The sequence below is a fragment of the Pseudomonas sp. GW456-E7 genome, from assembly GCF_059424105.1.
Genome location: NZ_JBWKZB010000058.1, coordinates 14131 through 38902, shown reverse-complemented (window position 1 = coordinate 38902; position 24772 = coordinate 14131). Strand labels below are relative to the sequence as shown.

The window sequence follows — 24772 nt, the reverse complement described above, 5'->3', positions numbered from 1 at the left end:
AGCTCCTACAGGGTGAATACATATCCTCTGTAGGAGCTGCCGCAGGCTGCGATCTTTTGATTCTTAATAAAGCGCAGCAAACAATTTACGACGGTACGTGCTCACCAGCGGATGATCATTGCCCAGCAACTCGAACACCTGCAGCAAGGTCTTGTGCGGCAAGCCTTCGCTGTAGCTGCGGTTGCGGATGAACAACTTCAGCAAAGCCTCCAGCGCAGCGTCGTACTGCTGGCGGGCCAGTTGCTGGATCGCCAATTGATAGACCGCTTCATCATCCAGCGGGTCTTTCGCCAGCCGTGCCTTCAGGTCGGCGGCGTCCGGCAGGTCCTTGGCCAAACCGAGAAACTTGATCTGCGCCTTGGCGCCAGCCAGCGCGGCCTTGTGCTCATCGCTCTTGACCGCATCCAGCACGGCTTGCGCCTCGCCCAGTTCACCGCGCTCGGTCAGGCAGCGGGCGTACAGGATCAGCGCCTTGGCGTTGGTATTGTCTTCACCCAGGATCACTTTGAGCAGTGCTTCGGCATCGGCAAAGCGGCTGTCGTCGAACAGCGCCTGGGCCTGCTCGAACGGATCGGCGGCGGCCGGTGGCGGCATCTGCACATGGGGTTCGAGCAGGGCGCGCACGGCGGACTCCGGCTGGGCACCGGCAAAACCGTCGACAGGCTGGCCGTCCTTGAACAGCACCACGGTCGGCAGGCTGCGAATGCCGAAGCGGGCGACGATGTCTTGCTCGAGGTCGCAGTTGACCTTGGCCAGCAGCAATTCACCCTGATAGCTCTCGGCAATGCTCTGCAACATCGGCATCAGTACTTTGCAGGGCGCGCACCATTCGGCCCAGAAATCCACCAGCACCGGCTTGTGGAAAGAGTTCTCGATCACCGACTGGTCGAAATCGGCAGTCGTGGCGTCGAAGATATACGGCGTTTCCTGACTCATGGGCAATCTCTTGGAAGCGTGAATGGGGCAACTATACGGCTTGGTGGGGGGCGGCCGGAAGCGGTTGACCGTGAGAGGTGTGTTGCCTGACAGGGCGCCTTCGCGGGCAAGCCCGCTCCCACAGGGATTGAAGTCGCCACAAGATGTGTGGTTCACACCAACCATTGTGGGAGCGGGCTTGCCCGCGAAGCTTTTAACTAGCGCTGCGCATGGTAGAGGCTCACATGCCGAAACTCGTGGGGTTCGGCCAGATCCGGCAGCGTCATGGCTTCGAGCATCTCTATGCGCCGGTACAACGGATGGCGAAAATCCCGTACCCGGGAATCCGCCACCAGCGCCTCTCGGCCGCGACTGAGGAACTGGTCGAGCAGCGGCAGGTTCGCCCGGTCGTACAGCACATCCGCCACCAGGATCAGATCGAAGCGATCAGCCTCGGCGAAAAAATCAGTCGAGTAGTTGAGCTGCACGTCATTGAGCTCGGCATTCGCCCGACACGCGGCAATCGCCAGTGGATCGAGGTCGCAGGCCAGCACTTCCAGTGCGCCGGCCCTGGCGGCGGCAATCCCCGCCACCCCGGAGCCCGCACCAAAATCCAGGACCCGCTTGCCTTCGACCCAGTGCGGGTTTTCCGCCAGATAACGGGCCACGGCCAGGCCGCTGGCCCAGCAGAAACTCCAGTACGGCGGCTCATGCAGGATGCGCCGGGTTTCTTCGGGGCTGAAGGCGCGGTCCATGTTGTCGCCGTCGATCAGCCACAGCTTCAAATCGGTTTCCGGCAACGGGCAGGCCACCAGTTGTGCATCACCTAGCAGTTCAACCAAGGCCCGTTGCAGCTCGAGCGGTGCACTCATGGGGCTTTGACGAATTGCAATTGGCCCAGGGCCTGGGTGGTCGGCTGGGTAATCAGTTGCGATGGCAAGTGCAGGATCAACTGGCCGGACTGGCTGGCGCGGCCTCGCAGTTCCACACGGGCGCCTGTCGGGAAGGACTCCGGATTGAAGCGCAGGTGAAACGGCAATACCTGGTTGTTGCCGATCAGGCTGGAACTGGCGAGCAATTGTTGCGGGCGGTCTTTTTCGTCGATTACCAGCAATGCCAGCTCGACTTCAGCACCGGCCGGCACACCTTGCAGGGTGCCGCTCAGCTCACGCTGATAGGCAGGCAGGGGGCCGAGGTCGGCGGCCTCCCGGGCTTTCTTCTGCGCTTGCTGCGGCGCCGGGCCAGGTGTTGGCGGCTGGGGCTTGGGTGCATCGCTGCTGCAAGCCACCAGCAGGCTGAAAACACTGAGCAAAATGAGCGGACGTAACGACATTGGTGGCTCCATAAACCTGAATTCCATGGATCAAGTGATCATCCCGTCTGTATACCGCAAACCCTATGGCTTGTCTTGCCACCGGGATGCGCTACCATGGCCCTCCCTTTTTTTGTTGCCTGCCACCATGCACTGTCCCTTCTGCGGTGCCAACGACACCAAGGTCATCGACTCGCGTCTGGTCGCCGAGGGCGAACAGGTGCGCCGCCGGCGTGAATGCCTGGCCTGCGGCGAGCGTTTCACGACGTTCGAGACGGCTGAACTGGTGTTGCCGCGCCTGATCAAAACCGACGGCAGCCGCCAGCCGTTCGACGAAGAAAAACTCCGCGCCGGCATGCAGCGCGCGCTGGAGAAGCGCCCGGTGAGCGTCGAGCGCCTCGAATCGTCGCTGGTGCACATCAAACACAAACTGCGTGCCACCGGCGAGCGCGAGGTCAAATCCCTCGTGGTCGGCGAACTGGTGATGGCCGAGCTGCAGAAGCTCGACGAAGTCGCCTACATCCGCTTTGCCTCGGTGTATCGCCGCTTCCAGGACCTCAACGAGTTCCGCGAAGAGATCGATCGCCTGGCCCGTGAACCGGTGAAAGAATGACCACGCCCGCAGAACTTGCCATCCTCGACGCCCATTTCATGGCCCGTGCTCTGGAACTGGCGCGCAAGGGGCATTACACAACGCACCCCAACCCGCGTGTAGGTTGCGTGATCGTGCAGCATGGGCAGATTGTCGGCGAAGGCTGGCACGAGCGCGCCGGCGAGCCTCACGCCGAGGTCCACGCCTTGCGCGCGGCCGGTGAGCAGGCGCGTGGCGCTACCGCTTATGTGACGCTTGAACCTTGCAGTCACCACGGCCGCACGCCGCCCTGTGCCGATGCGCTGGTGAATGCCGGTGTGGTCCGCGTGGTCGCGGCGATGCAGGACCCGAATCCGGAAGTCGCCGGTCGCGGTTTGCAACGCCTGGCTCAGGCCGGTATCGCCACCGAGAGTGGTGTGCTGGAGGGCGAAGCGCGAAAGCTCAACCAAGGCTTCCTCAAGCGCATGGAGCACGGCTTGCCGTTCGTGCGGGTCAAGCTGGCCATGAGCCTCGACGGTCGCACGGCGATGGAAAGCGGCGAAAGCCAGTGGATTACCGGTCCGGCAGCACGCTCGGCGGTGCAACGCCTGCGCGCCCAGGCCAGCGTGGTGCTGACCGGCGCCGACACGGTGCTGGCGGATAACGCACGCTTGACCGTGCGTGCCGATGAGCTCGGACTGGACGCCGAACAAACAGCACTGGCCATGAGCCGGCCGCCGTTGCGTGTGCTGGTCGATGGCCGCCTGCGCGTACCGCTGGATGCGCCGTTCTTCAAGGCCGGCCCGGCGCTGGTCGCCACCTGTGTGGCGGTGGAAGAGCAGTACGCCAATGGCCCGGAATGCCTGATCGTGCCCGGCTACGATGGCCAGGTCGACTTGCGTCAGCTGCTGGTCGAACTCGCCAACCGTGGCGTCAACGAGGTGTTGGTCGAGGCCGGTCCACGGCTGGCGGGTGCTTTCGCTCAGCTCGGGCTGGTGGACGAATTCCAGATATTCATCGCTGGCAAGTTCATGGGTTCTTCGGCGCGGCCGCTGCTGGACTGGCCGCTCGCGCAAATGAAGGATGCGCCGGAACTCAAAATCACCGAAATTCGTGCAGTTGGCGATGACTGGCGAGTCATCGCCATCCCCGTGCCAGCAGCGAGCGTATAATTTCCGGCCATCGCTATAGCGCTGGCTTTGTTCTCGAGGAGAACCTCATGTTTACCGGCATCATCGAATCCATCGGCAGTATTCGTGCATTGACCCCAAAGGGCGGTGATGTGCGGGTACACGTCGAAACCGGCAAGCTCGACCTGAGCGACGTCAAACTGGGCGACAGCATCGCGGTCAACGGCGTGTGCCTGACGGCCGTTGAATTACCGGGCAATGGTTTTGCGGCGGATGTCAGTCGCGAAACCCTCGACTGCACCGCCATGAACGACCTGAAAAGCGGCAGCCCGGTCAATCTGGAAAAAGCCCTGACCCCGACCACTCGCCTTGGCGGGCATCTGGTCAGCGGTCACGTCGATGGCGTGGGTGAAGTGGTTGCCCGTACCGAAAACGCGCGCGCCGTGGAATTCCGCATTCGCGCGCCCAAGGACCTGGCCAAGTACATTGCCCATAAAGGCTCGATCACCGTCGACGGCACCAGCCTGACCGTGAACGCAGTCGATGGCGCCGAGTTCCTGCTGACCATCATTCCGCACACCCTGAGCGAAACCATCATGGCATCGTATCAGCCGGGTCGCCGGGTGAACCTGGAAGTGGACTTGCTGGCCCGTTACCTGGAGCGTCTGCTTTTGGGCGACAAGGCCGCAGAGCCGACTGCCGGCAGCACTATTACCGAAAGCTTTCTGGCCGCCAACGGCTACCTCAAATCCTGACCCAAGGGGGTGCCTTGTGGCGCTCAATAGCATCGAAGAACTGGTTGAAGACATCCGCCAAGGCAAGATGGTCATCCTCATGGATGACGAAGACCGCGAGAACGAAGGCGACCTGATCATGGCCGCCGAGTGCTGCAAGCCCGAGCACATCAACTTCATGGCCAAGCACGCCCGTGGCCTGATCTGCATGCCGATGAGCCGCGAGCGCTGCGAACTGCTCAAGCTGCCGTTGATGGCACCGCGCAACGGTTCCGGTTTCGGCACCAAGTTCACTGTCTCCATCGAAGCCGCCACCGGCGTGACCACCGGCATCTCCGCTGCCGACCGCGCGCGTACTGTACAAGCGGCTGCCGCCCGTGATGCCAAGGCTGAAGACATCGTCAGCCCGGGCCACATCTTCCCGCTGATGGCCCAGGCCGGCGGCACCCTGGCCCGTGCCGGCCACACCGAAGCGGCCTGCGACCTGGCGCGCATGGCCGGTTTCGAGCCGAGCGGTGTGATCTGCGAAGTGATGAACGACGACGGCACCATGTCCCGTCGCGCCGAGCTGGAAGCTTTTGCTGCCGAACACGACATCAAGATCGGCACCATCGCCGACCTGATTCACTACCGGATGATCCACGAACGTACCGTTCAGCGGATTGCCGAGCAGCCGCTGGACAGCGAACTGGGCCAATTCAACCTGGTGACCTATCGTGATTCGGTGGAAGGCGACGTGCACATGGCGCTGACCCTGGGCAACGTGTGTGCCGAAGAACCGACCCTGGTCCGGGTGCACAACATGGACCCGCTGCGCGACCTGCTGATGGTCAAGCAACCGGGCCGCTGGAGCCTGCGCGCCGCCATGTCAGCGGTTGCCGAGGCCGGCAGCGGCGTAGTGCTGTTGCTCGGTCACCCGCTCGATGGCGACGTGTTGCTGGCGCATATCCGCGAAACCGCCGATCACGCCGCGGTGAAAAAACCGACCACCTACAGCACTGTCGGTGCCGGTTCGCAGATCCTGCGTGACCTGGGCGTACGCAAAATGCGCCTGATGTCGGCACCAATGAAATTTAATGCGATATCCGGTTTCGATCTGGAAGTTGTAGAATACGTGCCCTCCGAATAATGACCGGTTGTTCCCGGCCTTGAATTCGCGGTTCAAATATCACTGAGGGACGCGTACGAGACGCGTCCCGGCTCTTTAAGAGATCTAACGAATGACCCTGAAGACCATCGAAGGTACCTTCATCGCCCCTAAAGGCCGCTACGCTCTGGTAGTGGGCCGTTTCAACAGCTTCGTCGTTGAAAGCCTGGTCAGCGGTGCCGTTGATGCCCTGGTTCGCCACGGCGTGAGCGAAAGCGACATCACCATCATCCGCGCACCTGGCGCCTTCGAAATTCCGCTGGTTGCACAGAAAGTCGCTCAAAAGGGCGAGTTCGCGGCAATCATCGCCCTGGGCGCAGTCATTCGTGGCGGCACTCCGCATTTCGAATACGTGGCTGGCGAATGCACCAAGGGCCTGGCCCAGGTGTCCATGGAGTTCGGCGTACCGGTTGCATTCGGCGTGCTGACCGTTGACTCCATCGAGCAAGCCATCGAGCGTTCCGGCACCAAGGCCGGCAACAAAGGTGCTGAAGCTGCCCTGTCCGCTCTGGAAATGGTCAGCCTGCTGGCGCAGTTGGAGGCCAAGTGATTAGCGACGATAGCGATCGTTTCAACCCGCGCGATCCAAAGCCTGCGGATGCCGGCAAGCCATCGAAAAGCGCCAAGCGCCGCGAAGCCCGTCAGCTCGCGACTCAGGCGCTGTACCAATGGCACATGGCCAAGCAGTCGCTGAACGAGATCGAAGCGCAGTTCCGGGTCGATAACGATTTCAGCGATGTCGACGGCGCGTACTTCCGTGAAATCCTGCACGGGGTTCCGCAGTTCAAGACCGAAATCGACACCGCACTCAAGCCTTGCCTCGATCTGACCATCGAAGAGTTGGACCCGGTTGAACTGGCGGTTCTGCGCCTGTCCACCTGGGAACTGCTCAAGCGCGTCGACGTGCCGTACCGCGTTGTGATCAACGAAGGTATCGAACTGGCCAAGGTCTTCGGTTCCACCGACGGCCACAAGTTCGTCAACGGTGTGCTCGACAAGCTGGCCCCGCGTCTGCGTGAAGCTGAAGTGAAGGCGTTCAAGCGCTGATTGGCGCTTGGAATGTCGACACGAAGCCATGGGCGAGTTTGAGCTGATCCGCAATTTCTTCGCCGCCGCGCCTTGTGCGCAGGGCGGCGAAGGCGTTGCCCTCGGGATCGGCGATGACTGCGCCTTGCTGGCTGTTCCTCCCGGGGAGCAGTTGGCGATTTCTACCGATACGCTGGTGGCCGGCGTGCATTTCGCCGATCCCTGCGATCCCTTTCTGCTCGGTCAGCGCTCGCTGGCCGTGGCCGTCAGCGACCTGGCCGCCATGGGCGCCACCCCGGTTGCCTTTACCCTTGCCCTGACCTTGCCGACGGTGACTGCCGATTGGCTGCAAGCCTATGCCCGTGGTTTGAACCAGATGGCGCAAAGCTGCGGCGTGGCACTGGTCGGCGGCGATACCACCCGCGGGCCGCTCAGCCTGACCATGACCGTGTTCGGGCGGGTGCCGAGTGGCCAGGCGCTGACCCGCAGCGGTGCGCAGCCGGGCGATTTGTTGTGTGTCGGCGGCGACCTGGGCAATGCCGCCGGTGCCTTGCCATTGGTGCTCGGCCAACGCACGGCCGACGCGAGCGTTGCCGAGCCGTTGCTGGCTCACTACTGGTCGCCGCAACCGCAGCTTGGCCTGGGGCAGGCGCTGCGGGGCAAGGCCACTTCGGCGATGGACATCTCCGACGGCCTGCTCGCTGATTGCGGGCATATCGCGCTGGCCTCGAAGGTCGGTATCGAAGTCGAGCGGGAGCGTTTACCGCTGTCGCAGAGCCTGGTCGACTTTCTCGGCCGATCGGACGCCCAGGTAGCGGCCCTGAGCGGTGGCGACGATTACGTGCTGGCGTTCACCCTACCGTCCGTCGAGTTGCCGCTATTGCTGGCCGACGGCTGGCCGATCCATGTGATTGGACGGGTGGTGACGGGGCAGGGCGTGACGCTGCTGGACGCGGATGGCCAAGACATCACCCCGCAAACCCGGGGTTATCAACATTTTCGGGAGTCACCGTGACAGATCATCCCAAACAGGTCCCGGCGGAATTCGTACCGCCGTCGGTCTGGCGTAATCCATGGCATTTCCTGGCGTTCGGCTTCGGCTCGGGCACCTTGCCGAAGGCGCCCGGCACTTGGGGATCGTTGGTTGCCCTTCCCTTTATTCCGTTGTGGCAGATGTTGCCCGACTGGGGTTACTGGCTGATGCTCGGCATCACCATGCTGTTCGGCTTCTGGCTGTGCGGCAAAGTGGCCGACGATCTGCGGGTACATGACCATGAAGGCATCGTCTGGGACGAAATGGTCGGGATGTGGATCACCCTGTGGCTGGTGCCGGAAGGATGGCAGTGGTTGCTGGCAGGCTTCTTGATGTTCCGCTTCTTCGATATCCTCAAGCCATGGCCGATTCGCTGGATCGACCGGCACGTGCATGGCGGCGTTGGTATCATGCTCGATGATGTGCTGGCCGGGGTGTTCGCCTGGTTGGCGATGCAGGGACTGGTGTGGTTTTTCGCCTGATCAAGGGTGACCAGGCGTTAATCGGGGGAGCAGGGATGGTTCTACGTGGATTGATGGTGGTGCTCGCGATGTTTTGCTCTTTCGCCCAAGCGGGAGGAGGGGGTGCTACGCCGCCGTCGGTGATTCATCTGGCCAGCGAAGACTGGGAGGACTATACCGCCGCTGACGGTCATGGCCTGGGCTGGGACGTGCTGCGACAAGTGTTCGAGCCGGCAGGTGTCAAGGTGGACATCCGCACCGAGCCCTACTTGCGTTCGCTGGGCCTGGCCGAGCGGGGTGAAGTCGATGCCTGCGTCGGTTCCTATCGTGATGAGTCCGAGGCTGTGCTCTATCCCCATTGGAGCTTCGACACCGATCACATCTACGCCCTGGGCCTGGCAAGCAGTCCGGTGCCAACCCCCGAAACCCTGGGCAATTATCGACTGGCTTGGGTCCGTGGTTACGATTACCAGGATTACCTGCCCAACGTGCAGCACTTTGCTGAAGTGCAGCGGCGCGATGGCATTGTGTCGATGCTGACCCACAACCGTGCCGACTATTACATCGACGCGCAGACCGAAGTCGATTACGTGCGCAATCGTGCCAAAGACCCCTCCCAGTTGCGCAGTACCCATATCGCCGAGTTGCCGCTGTACCTGTGCTTTGCCAAGACCGCAAAGGCGCGTAGCCTGATGGCGCTGTTCGATCAGCGCATGGAGAAGCTGGTCAAAAGCGGTGAGCTGAAACCTATCTTCGAGCGCTGGAAACAGCCATACCCATTCGAAGACAATTGAACGGGGCCAATGCAGGAGCTGCCGAAGGCTGCGATCTTTTGATCTTCAAAAGTCAAAATCAAAAGATCGCAGCCTTCGGCAGCTCCTACAGAGATTGATCGGCCCGCATATCAAACTTTTTGATAGTTATCGCCGATAATTCAGCCTAAGCGTCGCTCGGAACCTGCTGTTACAATGCCGGCTCTGCGAATCTTCAGAACTTTTAGATCAGGAGCACACCGGTGCCTGTCGTTTTTGTCGCCGCTTCCAAGCTGCCAACGCCTTTTGCGCAATTCACCATGCACGGCTTTCTCGATGAGGGCACTGGCCGCGAGCACGTTGTGCTGAGCCTGGGTGAGTTCGACGACGGTGCCCCGGTACTCGGCCGGTTGCACTCCGAATGCCTGACTGGCGATGCCCTGTTCAGCCAGCGTTGCGACTGCGGCTCGCAACTGGAGGCCGCTTTGCAAGCCATCGCCCGTGAAGGTCGTGGCGTGTTGCTGTACTTGCGCCAGGAAGGTCGTGGCATTGGCCTGCTGAACAAGATCCGCGCCTATGAGCTGCAGGATGGTGGCGCCGATACCGTCGAAGCCAACGAGCGTCTGGGCTTTGCCGCCGACCAGCGTGACTACGCCATGTGCCTGCCGATGCTCGAGCACCTGGGCGTGAAGTCATTGCGCCTGATGACCAACAACCCGCGCAAGGTCAAGGCCTTGACCGACATGGGGATCGCGGTGGCCGAGCGCGTACCGTTGCACACTGGCCACAACCCGCATAACCGACTCTACCTGGCGACCAAGGCCAGCAAGCTCGACCACATGATGGGCAATGAACATCAGGGCGAGGTAGACCGGGCGTGACCCGGGGTCAGGTTCGGCGGCGACTGTCCGTCAACTGGTGGCAATACCTGGCACTGGCCCTGTTGCCGCTGTTTGTGATCAACGCGGTGTTCGGCCAGAGCGAAGCCATTCTGCCGGTGCTGGCGATGCCGTTGTTCATCGCCGGTGTCGCCTCGATGTTTGTCAGCCTGAAGTTTTTCGGTGCCTACAAACACGCGCTGATCGCCACCCAGAAAGCCCTCGATACCCCTGAAGAACCTGGCGCGTGGATCAACCTGGCGGCGAAGCGCCGTACAGCGTTCCTTGCCGCCGGCCTGCCAGCGTGGATCGGTGCCCTGGCGGTGTTCGTCGGGCTCGAAGCGGTGCCGCTGATGTTGCTGGCGCTGTCGACCGCCGTGCTGTTCTACCTCTACCGTATTCCGCGTCAGCTCGGTTGATGCGCGCGCTCTGGCTGGCGGTTTTGCTGCTGGCCGCCAGCGGCTCGGCCATCGCGGTCGAGCGGGTCGTCAGCCTTGCACCGTCGCTGTCTGAAATCGTCGTTGAACTGGGTTCTGCCGACCTCCTGGTCGGTGTGCTGGATGCCGGTGAGCGACCGGTGGAACTCAAGAACCTGCCCTCCGTTGGCCGCTATGGCCAGTTGGACATGGAGCGGCTGCTCAGCCTGCAGCCCGATCTGTTGCTGCTATGGCCCGGTAGCGTCGGTCCGGCCCAGCGGGACCAGCTCAAGCGCCTGAACATTCCCACCTACGTCGCCGAACCCCACAGCCTGGAGCAGCTCGCCGCGCAAATCGAGGCCATTGCCGCTCGGCTCGATCGGCCTGACCGCGGCGTTTCATTGGCCAGCGACATGCGCCAGCGGTTGGATGCACTGCGTCAACGCTATCGACGGGATCAGCCGTTGCGGGTGTTCTATCAGATATGGGATCGGCCGTTGTACACCGTCGGCGGCGAGCAGATCATCAGCGATGCGCTGGCGGTCTGCGGCGCCCAAAACGTGTTCGCCGACCTGAAACTGCCGGCACCGCAAGTCAGCGTGGAAGCCGTGTTGCAGCGTAATCCCGAGGTGATTCTGGCCAGCGATCAGGCGCAGCTCGACGCGTGGAAAGCCTGGCCGCAGGTGGCGGCCGTTGCGCAAGGACAGTTGCGCCTGGTGACGGACAAGGGCCTGGAGCGACCGAGTGGGCAGATGATCGAGGCGACTGCCAAGCTGTGCCAATTGATCGCACCCGACCGCTGAAATGTACTGTCACTGACACTCTGGCCACGCCTTTGTAGGAGCTGCCGAAGGCTGCGATCTTTTGATCTTGTCTTTAAAAAGAAAAATCAAAAGATCGCAGCCTTCGGCAGCTCCTACAGGTGATCTCAGCGGATGTCGGGGGTCCAGGTCACGCCAAACATCCACGCCCGACCTTCCTCGCGATACCCGTACTGGCTGCCCTGGTAGCTGTACAACGCCCGGCTGTAACCCTTGTCCAGCAGGTTGTCGACCTTCAGCTCCAGCCGGACTTCACGATTGAGCTCCCAACTGCTGCGCAGCCCCAGCAAGGCATAGCCGCCGAGGGGCTGTTGATTGTTCAGGTCGTCATAGCTGCTGCTGACCGCTTGCCAACTGGCGCCGAGGCCCAGGCGGTCGAACTGTCGGTCCAGATCCCAGCTCAAAGTGCGGCGCGCACGGCGGGCCAGGGTGTGGCCCGTGTCACGGTCGCGCGGGTCGATGATCGCCACGCCGAGATTGCTTTGCCAGTCGAACAATTCCTGCTTCAGCGTTGCTTCGAAGCCGTTGATCCGCGCCGAGGCGACGTTCTCGGGGCGTGAGTTGCTGCCGAAGATGATCGCGTCTTCAAGGTCGGTGCGATACAGCGACGTTTCCAGACGACTGCTCTCGGTCAATTGGCTGCGCCATTGCAGCTCATAGCTTTTCGAGGTTTCAGGCTTGAGGTCCGGGTTGCTGAAGTCGGGGTAGTACAGATCGTTGAACGTCGGTGCGCGGAAGCCTTCGCTGTAGGTGAACAGCACTTCGTTGTCCGGGTTCAGCGGCAGGGTGAAGGTACCGCTCCAAGTGTTCTGGCTGCCAAATTGCTGGTTGTCGTCGTGACGCAAACCCAGCTCCGTGGAGAAACGGTCAGCCCGATAGCGATGCTGGATGTACGCCGCACGGTTCCAGCGACTGTCTTCATCGAACGCGGTGCTGCTGTTGATCCGGTCTTCATACCAGTCACCTCCGAGCAGCAGACTGTTGCGCTCGTCGAGCGCCAGGTCGTTCTGCCAGTTCACCGAATCCCGGTAGGTGTTGAACACGCTGCGATCGTCACTGAGTTTGTCGAGAGTCTTCTCGCGGTTTTCGCTGTGGCCGAGTTCGACACGGGTTTTCCACAGATCATTGATGCGCGCGTCGATGTAACTGCTGACACTACTCACATCGAATTCGTTGTCGGGCTGCTGTTGGACCGATTCGAACGTATTCATGTCGAAGCGCCCGAACGGGTTGTCGAATTCGCTTTTGCCGCGATTATCCAGCGCGTTGGCGCCGATCTCGATGTCATCGCTGAGTGCGTGGCTAACGCTCAGGCTGAACGACTGGTTTCGGTACTCATCATGGTCGCCGTCGCTGGGGTAAGACTCGTGGGTGCGATTGATCCCGGCGCTTTCGTCGAGGCTGGCACCGAGGTTGAAGCGGGTGCGCTCATCGCCACCGGACAGGCCAAGGCTGCGCTCCCAGGTCTGGTTGCTGCCAAACGCCGTGTGCAGGCGCGGTTGCAGGCCCTGCTCGCCGCCCCGGCGGGTGAAGATCTGGACCACCCCGCCAATCGCATCGCTGCCATAAATCACCGAACGGGAACCGCGCAGCACTTCCAGGCGCTCGACCTGTTCGATGTTGATGTGTTGCAGGTTGCTGTCGCCGGAGGTCGAGCTGCCGATGCGCTGACCGTCCACCAGCACCAGGCTCTGGGCTGATTGCGTGCCGCGAATGTAGACCCCCGGCACACTGCCGCGCCCGCCGGCCTGCGAGACTTGCACGCCCGGTACACGGCGCAGCAGGTCAGTGATGCTATCGGGTTGCAGGCGATCGATGTCGTCGCGGGTGAACACAGTGTTGGCGGCGCTGCTGTCGTTGCGCGCTTCGACCTGGCGGTTGGCGCTGATCAGAACGTCGGGCAGCTTCAGCGCTTGATCGCGTTCGAAGGTGTCGGCCAGCAGTTGACCAGCCGGCAGCAGGGTCAGCGTCAGGGCGAGGGGAGAGAGTTTCATCGGAATCCGGGCTTTCACAGACAACACATGCCCCTGTAGGAGCTGCCGAAGGCTGCGATCTTTGATCTTGATTTTTCATGCCTGGAGCCGCCGAAGGGCAAGATCAAAAGATCGCAGCCTTCGGCAGCTCCTACACAGAGAGATGTTTACAGGTCGAGCAGTTGCAGGCGCTCGCGGATCGAAGCCTCGATCCCGGCTTCATCCAGTCCGCACTCGGCCAGCATTTGTGCAGGCTTGGCGTGCTCGACGTAGATGTCCGGCAAGCCCAGGTGCAGCATCGACTTGAGGATGTTTTCCCGGGCGAGGAATTCGCTGACCGCGCCACCGGCGCCGCCCATGACCGCGTTTTCTTCGACAGTGACCAGCAGCTCGTGACTGCCGGCGATTTCGCGCACCAGCGCTTCATCCAGCGGTTTGACGAAACGCATGTCGACCACGGTCGCATCCAGCGTCTCGGCGACCTTCAGGGCTTCGGCCAGTTGCACGCCGAACACCAGCAGGGCGACTTTACTGCCCTGGCGGCGGACGACGCCTTTGCCGATCTCGATCGGCTCGAGGTCTTTCTCGATGGTCGCGTTCGGGCCGTTACCGCGTGGATAACGCACAGCCGCCGGGCCTTCGTACAGGTGACCGGTGGTGAGCATCTTGCGCAGCTCGTTTTCATCGCTCGGGGTCATCACCAGCATGCCGGGGATGCAGCGCAGGAACGACAAATCGAAGCTGCCGGCGTGGGTCGGACCGTCTTCGCCCACCAGACCCGCACGGTCGATGGCGAACAGGACGTCGAGGTTCTGCACCGCCACATCGTGGACAAGCTGGTCGTAGCCGCGTTGCAGGAAAGTCGAATAGATGGCGACCACGGGCTTGGCGCCTTCACAGGCCATGCCGGCCGCGAGAGTGACGGCGTGCTGCTCGGCAATGGCCACGTCGAAGTAGCGCAGCGGGAAGCGTTCGCTGAACGCGACCAGGTCCGAGCCTTCCTTCATCGCCGGGGTAATCCCGACCAGGCGCGGATCGGCCGCCGCCATGTCGCACAACCATTCGCCGAACACACCGGAATATTTCGGCCCGCTGGCCTTTTTCGGCGCGGCGGCCGGGGCGTCCAGAGGCTCGAGTTTGGTGATGGCGTGGTAACCGATCGGGTCGACTTCCGCCGGGGCGAAGCCTTTGCCTTTCTTGGTGACGACGTGCAGAAACTGCGGGCCCTTCAGGTCGCGCATGTTACGCAGGGTGGCGATCAGGGTCGGCAGGTCGTGGCCATCGATCGGGCCGATGTAGTTCCAGCCCAGCTCTTCGAACAACGTGCCGGGAACCAGCATGCCTTTGGCGTATTCTTCGGTGCGACGGGCGATTTCCCAGGCGCCGGGCAGGCGCGACAGCACTTTCTTGCTGCCTTCGCGCATGCTCGCGTAGGTGCGGCTGGAAAGGATCTTCGCCAGATAGTTCGACAAGCCACCGACGTTGCGCGAGATCGACATGTCGTTGTCGTTGAGAATCACCAGCATGTTGGCGTCCACTTCCGGCGCATGGTTCAGCGCCTCGAACGCCATGCCCGCGGTCAACGCGCCGTCGCCGATCACCGCGATCGCCTTGCGTTCGCTGTTCTGCAGGCGGGCGGCAATCGCCATGCCCAGCGCGGCACTGATCGAGGTGCTGGAGTGGCCGACGCCAAAGGTGTCGTACTCGCTCTCGGAGCGGCGCGGGAAGGCCGCGACGCCGTCCTTCTGGCGCAGGGTGCCCATGCGCTCGCGACGACCGGTGAGGATCTTGTGTGGATACGCCTGATGACCCACGTCCCACACCAGCCGGTCGTCCGGGGTGTCGAAGACGTAATGCAGCGCGATGGTCAGCTCGATCACGCCCAGGCCTGCACCGAAATGCCCACCGGTCTGGCCGACCGTGTAGAGCAATTCCAGGCGCAACTCATCGGCCAGGGTTTCCAGCTCGGCTTCGCCTAACCGGCGCAGGCCGTCCGGCGTGTTCGCGCGGTCGAGCAGGGGCGTGGTCGGGCGCTTGCGGGGAATCTCATGAAACGTCGTGGGCATCAGGCGAATCGTTATAGGTATAAAAGATGCGGCAGTTTACCTGATGCATCGTCCCCTGCCCACGCGTTGGTCTTTTTTGGCGGATTCGCCTTCAACTGCGGCGATCGACGATATACCGGGCCAGATCCCGCAACGGCTCGGCCGCCGCGTCAAACGGTCGCAGGGCGTGCAGGGCCTGGTCGCGCAGCTCAAGGGCATAGGCCTTGGCGGCGTCGAGGCCGAGCAGGGCCGGGTAGGTCGGCTTGTCCCGGGCAATGTCTGCGCCCTGGCGTTTGCCGAGGGTGGCGGTATCGCTTTCGACGTCGAGAATGTCGTCCTGGACCTGGAATGCCAGGCCGATGGCCTGTGCATAAGTCTGCAGGGACTTGAGTTCGTCTTTCTCGGCACGGCCGCTGGCCAGGGCACCGAGTTTGACGCTGACTTCGATCAGCGCGCCGGTCTTGTGCCGGTGCATGTACTCCAGGGCTTTCTGGTCAAGCTTCAGGCCGACCGAACCGAGGTCGATGGCCTGACCGCCGACCATGCCCGCCGGGCCCGCCGCCAGTGCCAAGGCGCTGACCATTTGCAGGCGGATGTCGGCCTCTGACGTGCTCAGGCGCGGGTCTAGCAGGGCGCTGAAGGCCAGGCTCTGCAAGCCGTCGCCGGCGAGGATCGCGCAGGCTTCATCGAATTTCTTGTGGGTGGTGGGCTGGCCGCGGCGCAGATCGTCATCATCCATCGCCGGCAAATCGTCATGCACCAGTGAATAGGCGTGGATCAGCTCCACCGCACAGGCGGCACCGTTGGCTTGTTCAGGCTTGCCGCCCAATGCTTCACAGGCGGCGTAGGCCAGCAGGGGACGCACGCGTTTGCCGCCATTCATCACGCTGTAGCGCATGGCTTCGTACAGCCGCGCCAACTCGGGGCCTGGTGCCGTGAACAGGGTTTCCAGAGCCGCATTGACGCGGGCCTGGCTGGTGGCCGAGTACGCTGCAATCATTCTGGCTGATCCGCGTCGAAGGGTTCCTCGGCCAACTCGCCATCACGCTCGAGCAGTACCTGAACCTTTTGCTCGGCCTGGGCCAGCGCCGCCTGGCAATCGCGGGTCAGACCGATGCCTTGCTCGAAAGCGGCCAGCGAGTCCTCCAGCGACAATTCGCCATTCTCCAGACGCTCCACCAGCGTTTGCAGGTCGGCGAGGGACTGTTCGAAATCCAGTGCAGCTTTTTTGCGGGCCATGGCGGCGATTTCCGGTTGACGTTAAACCGGCGCGACACTAGCAGATAGGGGGTTTATGGGCAAACTCACAGACGACGCACGCCCTTGTAGGAGCTGCCGAAGGCTGCGATCTTTTGACTTTGTTTTTTGGAAGCAGGATCAAAAGATCGCAGCCTCCGGCAGCTCCTACAGTACCGGGTTATCAGGATAGTGGATTCGGTAGCGGGTGCTGCGCCCGCCACCGGGCAGGCGTTGCAGACAGCCCTTATCCAGCAGTTCGGCCAGATGACGGGTTGCGGTCGCTTTGGATACTTTGGCGACGGCCTGGTATTGAGCCGCTCTAAGTGGGGGTGAGCCGATTGGATCGGTTATTCGGCTCATATAATGAGCCGAATATGGCGCGTAATCGGCTCACCGTCCACCCGTTATCGTGATTCCCACCGCAATTTCGGAGCCATCCGATTGTTAAAAAACACCCGAATGGCTAACCTTCGAGCCCTATACGACCTGGCAGTCACGGGTCTTTCAGACGAAACGCAGTATTCCTATCTGTAACGCGCCCAGGATCAGGCGCAAGGTTTCGTCATGCATGGCAGGAGGCGTCGCATGCGCTCATTTCTTTTGCTGCTGATCGGGTTGGCTATCGGGCCCCCGGTTCTGGCTGCGCCGAATGCCGAGTTGTCGGAACCGGTGGGCGGCTGGCGCTACAACGGTTTGCTGGATCGTACGGAAAACCCGCAAGTCGCCTATCCCACGCCGCCCATCGACCGGGGCGTGCAGCGCAATCGCACGATGATCGAAGGCCAACTCAAGGCCCTCGGCACTCAGCGTGGGCCGCACACGCTGGCGGTCAACGGCAATCCCTTGAATCTGTACACCGACGACCAGGGCCGTTTCGCCCGGCCCTATGCGTTCGGCGCCGGTTCCAACAGCGTCGAAGTGCGTAGCGTTGAAGGCCAGTCGCTCAAGCGCGTTCAATTCTATGAAGCCAACAACCTGCGCACCCCGGCGCGGATTCGTGTGGTGCTGGGCTGGGACGACCCGAAGGCCGAACTCGATTTGCACATCATTACCCCCGACGGCCAGCACGCTTTCTGGGCGCACTCGGCGCTGACCAATGGCGGCGGCCTCGATCCGGACGGCGTCGATGGACCGGGCCCGGAAATGTTCACCATGACCGCGCCGCTGCACGGTACCTATCTGGTTTACGTGAACTATTGGGGCAACTTCGGCAGCGGCGGCTATAACTTCGAGGAGACCGGCAACCAGAACGAGGTGATTACCTCGCAGATCAACCTGGTGCTCAACGAAAACACCGTCGATGAAAAGCGCGAGACGTTCATCGTGCCCCTGCGCGCAATCGGCGACCTGTTGCTGGTCAAGACTTTCAACTATTAAGCATCCCGCTCCACGGATGAACATCGGGTTTTGTGAACATGAGTGATAGCACTGTTACTCCGGCCGCTGACGCACCCGCGGCCAAATCTTCCCTGCATTGGCCGACGCTGCTGATCGGCATATGCCTGGTCGCTGGCGTGGCCGGTGGGTTGGGGTGGCTCATGCATAAACCCAAGGCGCCGGCGCCTGCGTTGGCCAGTGACAAACTGGGTATGGGCCGGCCGGATGGTTTGCTGGAATCCCACTCCTTGAGCCAATTGCCCAAAGACCTGCTCGCGGTGCCCTTCCTCAAGGAAACCCTGACCGAAGATTTCGTCTTCTACTACGAAACACACGTTGATCGCCTCGGTTTGATCGGCAGTCTGCGGCGAATCATCTACGAACATGACCTGAAGTTGCAGGACACCCTGATCGAGCAACTGTTCGATCAGCCTGCTGACGTAGCGTTGTGGCGCGGAGCGGACGGGCGGCTCAAGGATTTCCTGCTGGTGATGGATCGCGGCGGCCTGGCCAAGGTGCTGGAACCGCTGGCCAAAGTCGCGCTGGACGACTCGCAGTTGAGCAAGGTCGCTGACGTGAAGGTCGGCAGCGAAGACGTGCCGCTCTATCAACTCAATTACAACGCCAGCAAGGCGCTGTTGTTCGCGTCCCATGGCGACAAACTGGTGGTGCTGTCCAATCCGGCGAAACTCTACGATCCGCAAAACGGTGCAATGGAGGAACCGGGTAGCGTATCGACCACGGCCGTTGCCGCGCTGCTCAATGGCGAAAAACTGTTTCCCGAAGCCTTCGGCCTGCCGCCTCGTACGCCGCAGGTGAAACAACGCCTGTCGGTGAATGCCAGCGTGCTGGCCATGGGTTACCAGCGTTTCATTCCGAACTTTGCCGGCCTGCGTTTCGACATGGACGACAAGGGCTGGCACAGCTTCCTGGCCATGGACGAGCTGGAGAACCAGCCGGATTTCGATTTCAAGCCGATCTGGCAAGCCATGCCTATGGGGGCCAGCGCTTGCGTGGCGTTGCCGCTGGCTGCCGATCAACAGAAACCGCTGTTGGTGAAACTCGGTGCCGAGGAGAAGGTGGCCCAGGCACTGACCGAAAGTATGGCCGGCGCGGCGGGGCTGTGTTGGTATGCCGATTCGCGGTTGTACACGCCCTTGCTGGTGGCCAGCCTCAACGATGACGACGGCGGCAAACTCGATGGGGATCTGGGCAAACTGTTCGGCTCGATGGTCGGTGCACACGAGAGCAATGTCGAGGACGGTGCCTTCCCGGTGGTGGAAAAACAGGAAGGCCAGAGCCATCAGTGGCAACGCCAGGTCAGCTCCAGTTTCGGGCCTTATGCGGCCAAGGAAGCTCAAGATCCTAATGCCATCACCGGCAAGGCGTTCATGAAAGTCAGCCTGGCGCGCCATGGTTCGACGTTGCTGTTTTCCCTCGACGACAAGCTGGTGGACAAGGCCCTCGGCACCCTCGACAAACGCTTCCCGCCGATGGCCGACGTGGTGCCCAAGGACTTGCTGATGCCAGTCTATTTCGGCCCCGATTCCATGGCGCAACTGATGCGGCAGGAAACCCTCGACAGCCTGCCCCAGGACATGGAGCCGGTGTTCTACAACGCCGCGCAAACCTTCCTGATTCCGAAACTGCGCACGCTCGGTGGCTATGGCAAATACGCCCTGACCTTACCCGAAGGCAGCGAGCCAGACGGTCACTGGCAGTGGCTGCCGCTGGAGTGGAAAGCGCTGTGATGGCATTGATCCGAAGTCTCGGCCTGCTGGCGTTGTTGCTGAGCGCAGGTGCCCGCGCTGTCGAGACGCCGTCGCTCGACCCGCAGCAATCCCAGGTGTTCCGCGCCTGGTTCGTGCGCATCGCCCAGGAGCAACTGAGTCAGGGTCCGAGCCCCCGTTGGTATCAGCAAGACTGCGCCGGGCTGGTGCGCTTTGCCGCCAATGAAGCGCTGAAAGTCCATGACGACAAATGGCTGCGCAGCAATGGCCTGTCCAACCGTTACCTGCCGCCGGAGCTGCAATTGAGCGATGCTCAGCGCGGTCTCGCCCAGCAATGGCAGCAGGGCGGCGGCAAGGTCGGGCCGTACGTCAACGCGATCAAATTGATCCAGTTCAACAGCCATCTGGTCAGCCGCGATGTGTCACAGGCACGCCCCGGCGACCTGATGTTTTTCGATCAGGGCGACGACCAGCACCTGATGATCTGGATGGGCCGCTACATCGCCTATCACACCGGCACCCCCACACCCACCGACAACGGCATGCGTTCGGCAAGCCTGCAGCAACTCATGACATGGAAGGACACCCGATGGATACCCGACGCAGCCAACCCCAACTTCATCGGCGTCTATCGACTGAATTTTCTCTCCCAATGACCGGTGCCCGCATGCTGCGTTTTCTGTCTCTGATGTTGGTGTGGATGCTGCCACTCTCGGTGGTTAACGCCGATGACTCGGTCCCGGCCAGCGGCTATGCGCCGGTGGCCGGCGAGAGCTTCTTCCTGCTGGCCGACAGCAGTTTCGCCAGCGATGAGCCGGCGATGGTGCGCCTCGAAGCGCCGGGCCGCGACTATCGCCGGTTTCGCATGGAGCCCTATGGCGGCGCGGACATTCGGGTGTATCGCATCGACAAGCCGCTGGACTTCCTCAAGCGCCAGAAGAACCTGCATCGGGTGGTCAGCGATGGCCAGTTCAAGGGTGAAGGTCTGTCCAACACCCTCGCGTACCTGTGGGACAACTGGTATCGCAAATCCCGCCGGGTGATGCAGCGTGCGTTTTCCTACGAGTCGCGTAAACAAGTCACCGAGGAAGTGCCGGAACTGAAGATGGGCAATGCGATGGCCGCGCCAACGCCCTACGATGCGCAGCCGCAATTTGCGTTGATACCGGGTTTGCCGGTGGTCAGCCAGTTTCGTTATCCGTTGTGGCAGGCCAAGCCGATCCAGCCACCGGCAGGGGTGAACCTGGCCGGATCTTCCAGCGAGTTTGTCAGTGTCGCGCCGGGCAATGTGTACATCCCGCTGGGCACTCTCAAACCGGGTCTTTATCTGGTGGAAGCGCTGATCGGCAAGTACCGCGCGACCACCATGGTGTTCGTCTCCAACACCGTGGCGGTGAGCAAGATTGCCGGTGACGAATTGCTGGTGTGGGCCGCGCGCAAACACGAAGGCAGCTCGGTGCCGAAGGTCAATGTGCTGTGGACCGACGGCCTGGGTGTGATGAGCAGCGGCGCCACCGATAGCGACGGCTTGCTGCGCTTGAAACACGTCAGCCCCGAGCGTTCCTTCGTGATCGGCGAAGACGAAGAGGGCGGGGTGTTCGTCTCCGAGAATTTCTACTACGACAGCGAAATCTACGACACCAAACTCTATGCCTTCACCGACCGGCCGCTGTATCGGCCGGGGGATTGGGTGTCGCTGAAAATCGTCGGACGTGAATTCAAGAACGCGCGGGACTCGGTGCAGCCAAGCGCTGCCGACGTCAATGTGAGCGTGCTCGATGCCACCGGCACGGCGCTGCAATCCCTCGATCTGAAGCTCGATTCCAGGGCCGGCACCCAGGGCCGCTTCCAGTTGCCGGACAATGCCGTGGCCGGTGGTTATGAACTGCGTTTCACCTACAAGGACCAGACCTACAGCAGCGCCTTCCGCGTCGCGGAATACATCAAGCCGCACTTCGAGATTTCGCTCAATCTGGCCAAGCAGGATTACCGCACCGGCGAGCCGGTCAAGGGCAACCTGGTGCTGCTGTACCCGGACGGCAAACCGGTGGCCAATGCGAAATTGAGCCTGAGCCTGCGCGCCCAACAGCTGTCGATGGTCGACAACGAGCTGCAGTACCTCGGGCAATTTCCGGTGGAGCTGACCAGTACCGAACTGACCACCGACGCCAAGGGCAACGCAACGCTCGACCTGCCCGCCGCCGACAAACCGAGTCGCTACATGCTCACCGTGTTCGCCAGCGACGGCGCGGCGTATCGGGTCAAGACCACCAAGGAAATCCTCATCGACCGTGGCGCGGCGAACTTCCGCTTGAGCGCGCCCCGACGCTTCAGCGCGGTGGGCGACAAGGTTGCGTTCAGCTACACCCGCGAAGGCGAGCAGGCGCAGGCCGTTACGCCGGGCAGCTACGGCTGGGTACGTCTGGAAGACCAGAGCACCGGCGAAGGCAAACTCGCGGCAACCGACAAAGGTTTCACCCTGGCCTTTGACCGCCCGGGCACCTACAACCTGACGCTCAAGGATGACCACGGTCGCGTGGTCGGCGCCACCGGGCATTCGGTCACCGGGGAAGGTGTCAAAGCCGTACCCGGTACCGTGGAAATCGTCCTCGACAAATCCGAGTACATCACCGGCGATGAAGCGCTGGCGCTGATCACTTTTCCGGAACCGGTCAACGATGCCTTGTTGTCGCTGGAGCGGGACAAGGTCGAGGCGACCGCGCTGCTGTCCAGGGGTGGTGACTGGCTGAAGACGGAAAAGCTCAGCGATACTCAATACCGCGCGCGCATCCCGGTGAAGGACGGCTTCGCGCCGAACCTGACCTTCTCGGTGCTGTACACCAAGGGCGGCCAGTACAGTTTCCAGAACGCCGGCATCAAGGTGGTGACGCCACAGATCGACGTGGTCATCGCCACCGATAAAGACACCTACCAGCCGGGCGAAACCGTCTCGGTGGACCTGACGACTCAATTTGCCGGTAAGCCGATCCCGGCGCACCTGACGGTCAGCGTGGTCGATGAAATGGTCTACGCGCTGCAACCAGAAGTGGCGCCGAGCATCGACCAGTTCTTCTATCACCCGCGGCGCAACAACGTGCGCACCAGCGCCAGTTTGTCATTCATCAGTTATGACGTCGCCTTGCCGGGCAGCCCCGGTGCACCGGGCAAAGCCAATCGCAGTGAGCGCGGCGTGAAGGTGCTGGAACGGCCGCGTCGCGAGGACGTCGACACGGCGACGTGGCAGCCAGAATTGCTGACCGACGCCAACGGCAAAACCCGCTTCACCTTCAAGATGCCCGACTCCCTGACCCGCTGGCGCATCACCGCCAGGGCCATCGCCGATGACGGTCAGGTCGGGCAGAAGAAGCAATTCGTACGCTCGGAAAAACCGCTGTACCTGAAGTGGAGCGGGCCGAGTCGATTCCGTACCGGCGACAAACCGGACCTCGGAGTGTTCGCCTTCAGTCAGGCCGAGAAACCGGTCAAGGCCGAACTGGTGACCCGTTACGCCGGCAACGAACAGCGCCTGCCTGTGACCCTGAACAGCGGCATCAACTTCATACCGTTGCCGGCATTTGAACTGGCCAATGGCGAGTGGAGCGCCGAGCTGGTGCAGGACGGCAAAACCGCTGATGCATTGGCGGTGCACCTGAGCGCGACCGGTGAAGGCTGGCGGGTGACGCAATCCCAGAGTCTCGATGTGAGCAGCGGCGATACACCGCTGACTCTGCCGGCAGACGCGACCGATATTCGCCTGCGCCTGGATGACAGTCCGCAAGCGTTGTTCCGTTCGGCCCTCGACGATCTGTTGAGCTACCCCTACGGTGGCGTCGAGCAGACTGCCAGTCGTCTGTTGCCGTTGAGCATTGCCTACCCGACGCTGGCGGCGAATCCGCAGATCCGCGATCGCTTGCGCCTGATCATGCAAAACAGTCGCCTGCGCCTGGTACAAATGGCCGGTCCTTCGGCGAGCTTCACCTGGTGGGGCATGGACGGCGAGCCGGATGCGTTCCTCACCGCCTACGCCTATTACGCCGACTGGCACGCCAGCCGGGTGCTGGACCTGAGCCTGCCGCCGGAGCATTGGCAGCGAGTGCTGGAGGTCTACGCCAAACAGGCGAACAACACGCCGCTGCTGCAGCGGGCGCTGATCCTGTCGTTCGCCAAACAGATGCAGTTGCCGGTCAACACCTTGCTCAGCGGCCTGATGGATGACATGGCGAAAGCGGGCGAGGGCAGTGCCGCGAATCTGATGGAAGGCGGTGAAGACAGCCTTGTCATGAGCGATCCTGACTCCGCCTTGGGGCTGGCTGCCGCGCGAGTGCTGACGGCCTCGCTGGCCAGGCAGGTGAAGGTCGCTGTGCCGGAGGCGTTCAACCGGCAACTGGCCGACGCGCAGCAACGTCTGGCGGTCAGTTCCCAGCCGTTTGCCGAAGCGCTGAACCTGTCGCTGCAACCCTTCGATCAGGCTCGCGCTCAGGCATTACTGCAACGCCTGTTGCCGCAGCAATCGACCCTGGAACGGGCATTGGCGCTCACCTGGCTGCAGCGCAGCATCGAGCAGGCATCGCCCACCATTGCATTGGCCCCGGGTGAAGGCTGGAAGAAACAGTACGGGGTTTCTGGTGAGATGTATTGGACGTGGCAGGGGCCTGCGCCAGTGCCGGCGGTGTTGACGCTGAGCGGGGTGCAGGAGCGTCCGCTGCGCGCGGCATTGAGCTATCGCAGCCAGCAGCCAGCGGTCGATCCGATGGCCGTGACCATCACCCGTCGCCTGTCGCGGCTGGTGCCGGGGGATGAGGCTTTCACTTTCAAACTCGAGGCAGTCGGCAACGCGCCGCTGTCCAGCGACAGCCTCTATCTCGACGAAGTGATCATCACCAGCAAAGCCGCCAAACCGCTGCGTTACGGCCTGCTGGAAGTGCCGCTGCCACCGGGCGCCGATGTCGAGCGCACGACCTGGGGCATCAAGCTCATGGGTAAGGCTGGTACCGAACCGACATCGCTGGAGAAGGCGCGCTTTGAGCCGGGGCAAATGGCTTATGCCGTTCCGGTCGATGCCTTGAGTGGTGAATTGCGCCTGCGACATCTGGTGCGTTTCTCGCAGAAGGGGCAGTTCAACTTGCCGCCGGTGCGATTCACTCAGGTGTATGCGCCGCAGCATCAGGCGATGGAACAAAAGGCAGCCCTTGGCCAGGTCACGGTTCACTGA

At 62.1% G+C, this 24772-nt stretch carries 23 protein-coding genes and 1 pseudogene; 16 read left to right on the top strand and 8 right to left on the bottom strand.

Going from position 1 to position 24772, the window contains the following annotated elements:
* Positions 1-63: 63 nt before the first annotated feature.
* From trxA to AC07YV_RS26475, 3 genes are all read right to left on the bottom strand, one after another.
* Positions 64-936 carry a thioredoxin gene (gene trxA / locus AC07YV_RS26485; RefSeq protein ID WP_102702035.1) on the bottom strand — a complete coding sequence of 291 codons (873 nt, stop codon included), beginning with the start codon at positions 934-936 and terminating at the stop codon, positions 64-66.
* 197 nt (positions 937-1133) lie between these two features.
* Positions 1134-1787 (bottom strand): class I SAM-dependent methyltransferase, encoded by a 654-nt coding sequence (locus AC07YV_RS26480; protein ID WP_102702036.1) that lies wholly within the window; start codon positions 1785-1787, stop codon positions 1134-1136.
* Positions 1784-2248, bottom strand: a complete 465-nt coding sequence (locus AC07YV_RS26475; protein ID WP_015097013.1) for a YbaY family lipoprotein — start codon at positions 2246-2248, stop codon at positions 1784-1786. The genes AC07YV_RS26480 and AC07YV_RS26475 overlap by 4 nt, the downstream gene beginning before the upstream one ends.
* Positions 2249-2375: 127 nt before the next feature.
* Between AC07YV_RS26475 and nrdR the strand changes: the two genes are divergently transcribed.
* The 12 genes from nrdR (at position 2376) to AC07YV_RS26415 (ending at position 11178) form a co-directional block, all read left to right on the top strand.
* A complete protein-coding gene (gene nrdR, locus AC07YV_RS26470; RefSeq protein ID WP_003228656.1) occupies positions 2376-2840 on the top strand; it encodes a transcriptional regulator NrdR in 465 nt (154 codons plus the stop codon).
* The gene (ribD, locus tag AC07YV_RS26465; RefSeq protein WP_102702037.1) at positions 2837-3970 is read left to right on the top strand and encodes a bifunctional diaminohydroxyphosphoribosylaminopyrimidine deaminase/5-amino-6-(5-phosphoribosylamino)uracil reductase RibD; all 1134 of its coding nucleotides are present in this window, start codon (positions 2837-2839) and stop codon (positions 3968-3970) included. Before nrdR ends, ribD begins: the two co-directional genes overlap by 4 nt.
* A gap of 47 nt (positions 3971-4017) precedes the next feature.
* Positions 4018-4683, top strand: coding sequence for a riboflavin synthase (locus AC07YV_RS26460; protein ID WP_008018158.1), 666 nt, complete (start codon positions 4018-4020; stop codon positions 4681-4683).
* Positions 4684-4699: 16 nt separating this feature from the next.
* Positions 4700-5791: a bifunctional 3,4-dihydroxy-2-butanone-4-phosphate synthase/GTP cyclohydrolase II gene (gene ribBA, locus AC07YV_RS26455; protein ID WP_007970163.1), complete on the top strand. Its 1092-nt coding sequence runs from the start codon at positions 4700-4702 to the stop codon at positions 5789-5791.
* Between the two features lie 91 nt (positions 5792-5882).
* Complete coding sequence (gene ribH / locus AC07YV_RS26450) at positions 5883-6359, top strand: 6,7-dimethyl-8-ribityllumazine synthase (RefSeq protein ID WP_003228649.1); 477 nt, start codon at positions 5883-5885, stop codon at positions 6357-6359.
* Positions 6356-6856 carry a transcription antitermination factor NusB gene (gene nusB, locus AC07YV_RS26445; protein WP_007970164.1) on the top strand — a complete coding sequence of 167 codons (501 nt, stop codon included), beginning with the start codon at positions 6356-6358 and terminating at the stop codon, positions 6854-6856. The genes ribH and nusB overlap by 4 nt, the downstream gene beginning before the upstream one ends.
* Positions 6857-6884: 28 nt before the next feature.
* A complete protein-coding gene (thiL, locus tag AC07YV_RS26440; RefSeq protein WP_102702038.1) occupies positions 6885-7850 on the top strand; it encodes a thiamine-phosphate kinase in 966 nt (321 codons plus the stop codon).
* Complete coding sequence (locus AC07YV_RS26435) at positions 7847-8350, top strand: phosphatidylglycerophosphatase A family protein (protein ID WP_007970166.1); 504 nt, start codon at positions 7847-7849, stop codon at positions 8348-8350. The genes thiL and AC07YV_RS26435 overlap by 4 nt, the downstream gene beginning before the upstream one ends.
* A gap of 35 nt (positions 8351-8385) precedes the next feature.
* Entirely contained in the window at positions 8386-9123 is a 738-nt protein-coding gene (locus AC07YV_RS26430) for a substrate-binding periplasmic protein (protein WP_102702039.1), read from the top strand.
* Positions 9124-9344: 221 nt separating this feature from the next.
* Positions 9345-9962: a GTP cyclohydrolase II gene (gene ribA, locus AC07YV_RS26425; protein ID WP_007970170.1), complete on the top strand. Its 618-nt coding sequence runs from the start codon at positions 9345-9347 to the stop codon at positions 9960-9962.
* Positions 9959-10378, top strand: a complete 420-nt coding sequence (locus tag AC07YV_RS26420) for an MFS transporter (protein ID WP_102702040.1) — start codon at positions 9959-9961, stop codon at positions 10376-10378. Before ribA ends, AC07YV_RS26420 begins: the two co-directional genes overlap by 4 nt.
* Positions 10378-11178 (top strand): cobalamin-binding protein, encoded by an 801-nt coding sequence (locus AC07YV_RS26415; protein WP_102702041.1) that lies wholly within the window; start codon positions 10378-10380, stop codon positions 11176-11178. The genes AC07YV_RS26420 and AC07YV_RS26415 overlap by 1 nt, the downstream gene beginning before the upstream one ends.
* A 125-nt stretch (positions 11179-11303) precedes the next feature.
* Here AC07YV_RS26415 and AC07YV_RS26410 read toward each other — a convergent pair whose 3' ends face one another.
* The 5 genes and pseudogenes from AC07YV_RS26410 to AC07YV_RS26390 form a co-directional block, all read right to left on the bottom strand.
* Positions 11304-13190 carry a TonB-dependent receptor domain-containing protein gene (locus AC07YV_RS26410; RefSeq protein ID WP_102702042.1) on the bottom strand — a complete coding sequence of 629 codons (1887 nt, stop codon included), beginning with the start codon at positions 13188-13190 and terminating at the stop codon, positions 11304-11306.
* Positions 13191-13336: 146 nt separating this feature from the next.
* A complete protein-coding gene (gene dxs, locus AC07YV_RS26405; protein WP_102702043.1) occupies positions 13337-15235 on the bottom strand; it encodes a 1-deoxy-D-xylulose-5-phosphate synthase in 1899 nt (632 codons plus the stop codon).
* A 91-nt stretch (positions 15236-15326) separates the two neighbouring features.
* On the bottom strand, positions 15327-16214 hold the full coding sequence (gene ispA / locus AC07YV_RS26400) for a (2E,6E)-farnesyl diphosphate synthase (RefSeq protein WP_102702044.1): 888 nt from the start codon (positions 16212-16214) through the stop codon (positions 15327-15329).
* On the bottom strand, positions 16211-16453 hold the full coding sequence (locus AC07YV_RS26395) for an exodeoxyribonuclease VII small subunit (protein WP_007970180.1): 243 nt from the start codon (positions 16451-16453) through the stop codon (positions 16211-16213). Before AC07YV_RS26395 ends, ispA begins: the two co-directional genes overlap by 4 nt.
* 165 nt (positions 16454-16618) lie before the next feature.
* Positions 16619-16777: pseudogene (locus tag AC07YV_RS26390) on the bottom strand (DUF4172 domain-containing protein); the annotation flags it as partial.
* 261 nt (positions 16778-17038) lie between these two features.
* Here AC07YV_RS26390 and AC07YV_RS26385 point away from each other — a divergent pair.
* From AC07YV_RS26385 to AC07YV_RS26370, 4 genes are read left to right on the top strand one after another with little or no spacing between them, the layout of a single operon-like run.
* Positions 17039-17830, top strand: coding sequence for a YfaP family protein (locus tag AC07YV_RS26385; RefSeq protein WP_102702045.1), 792 nt, complete (start codon positions 17039-17041; stop codon positions 17828-17830).
* A 38-nt stretch (positions 17831-17868) separates the two neighbouring features.
* Positions 17869-19581, top strand: coding sequence for a DUF2138 domain-containing protein (locus AC07YV_RS26380; RefSeq protein WP_102702046.1), 1713 nt, complete (start codon positions 17869-17871; stop codon positions 19579-19581).
* Positions 19581-20216, top strand: a complete 636-nt coding sequence (locus AC07YV_RS26375; protein WP_173900856.1) for a DUF1175 family protein — start codon at positions 19581-19583, stop codon at positions 20214-20216. The genes AC07YV_RS26380 and AC07YV_RS26375 overlap by 1 nt, the downstream gene beginning before the upstream one ends.
* Positions 20213-24772, top strand: coding sequence for an alpha-2-macroglobulin family protein (locus AC07YV_RS26370; RefSeq protein ID WP_102702048.1), 4560 nt, complete (start codon positions 20213-20215; stop codon positions 24770-24772). Before AC07YV_RS26375 ends, AC07YV_RS26370 begins: the two co-directional genes overlap by 4 nt.

Bases quoted from the DNA above. Each gene is read 5' to 3' on its own strand.
- trxA (WP_102702035.1), bottom strand. From the start codon at position 936: ATGAGTCAGGAAACGCCGTATATCTTCGACGCCACGACTGCCGATTTC.
- AC07YV_RS26480 (WP_102702036.1), bottom strand. From the start codon at position 1,787: ATGAGTGCACCGCTCGAGCTGCAACGGGCCTTGGTTGAACTGCTAGGT.
- AC07YV_RS26475 (WP_015097013.1), bottom strand. From the start codon at position 2,248: ATGTCGTTACGTCCGCTCATTTTGCTCAGTGTTTTCAGCCTGCTGGTG.
- nrdR (WP_003228656.1), top strand. From the start codon at position 2,376: ATGCACTGTCCCTTCTGCGGTGCCAACGACACCAAGGTCATCGACTCG.
- ribD (WP_102702037.1), top strand. From the start codon at position 2,837: ATGACCACGCCCGCAGAACTTGCCATCCTCGACGCCCATTTCATGGCC.
- AC07YV_RS26460 (WP_008018158.1), top strand. From the start codon at position 4,018: ATGTTTACCGGCATCATCGAATCCATCGGCAGTATTCGTGCATTGACC.
- ribH (WP_003228649.1), top strand. From the start codon at position 5,883: ATGACCCTGAAGACCATCGAAGGTACCTTCATCGCCCCTAAAGGCCGC.
- thiL (WP_102702038.1), top strand. From the start codon at position 6,885: ATGGGCGAGTTTGAGCTGATCCGCAATTTCTTCGCCGCCGCGCCTTGT.
- AC07YV_RS26430 (WP_102702039.1), top strand. From the start codon at position 8,386: ATGGTTCTACGTGGATTGATGGTGGTGCTCGCGATGTTTTGCTCTTTC.
- AC07YV_RS26415 (WP_102702041.1), top strand. From the start codon at position 10,378: ATGCGCGCGCTCTGGCTGGCGGTTTTGCTGCTGGCCGCCAGCGGCTCG.
- AC07YV_RS26410 (WP_102702042.1), bottom strand. From the start codon at position 13,190: ATGAAACTCTCTCCCCTCGCCCTGACGCTGACCCTGCTGCCGGCTGGT.
- dxs (WP_102702043.1), bottom strand. From the start codon at position 15,235: ATGCCCACGACGTTTCATGAGATTCCCCGCAAGCGCCCGACCACGCCC.
- ispA (WP_102702044.1), bottom strand. From the start codon at position 16,214: ATGATTGCAGCGTACTCGGCCACCAGCCAGGCCCGCGTCAATGCGGCT.
- AC07YV_RS26395 (WP_007970180.1), bottom strand. From the start codon at position 16,453: ATGGCCCGCAAAAAAGCTGCACTGGATTTCGAACAGTCCCTCGCCGAC.
- AC07YV_RS26385 (WP_102702045.1), top strand. From the start codon at position 17,039: ATGCGCTCATTTCTTTTGCTGCTGATCGGGTTGGCTATCGGGCCCCCG.
- AC07YV_RS26380 (WP_102702046.1), top strand. From the start codon at position 17,869: ATGAGTGATAGCACTGTTACTCCGGCCGCTGACGCACCCGCGGCCAAA.
- AC07YV_RS26375 (WP_173900856.1), top strand. From the start codon at position 19,581: ATGGCATTGATCCGAAGTCTCGGCCTGCTGGCGTTGTTGCTGAGCGCA.
- AC07YV_RS26370 (WP_102702048.1), top strand. From the start codon at position 20,213: ATGACCGGTGCCCGCATGCTGCGTTTTCTGTCTCTGATGTTGGTGTGG.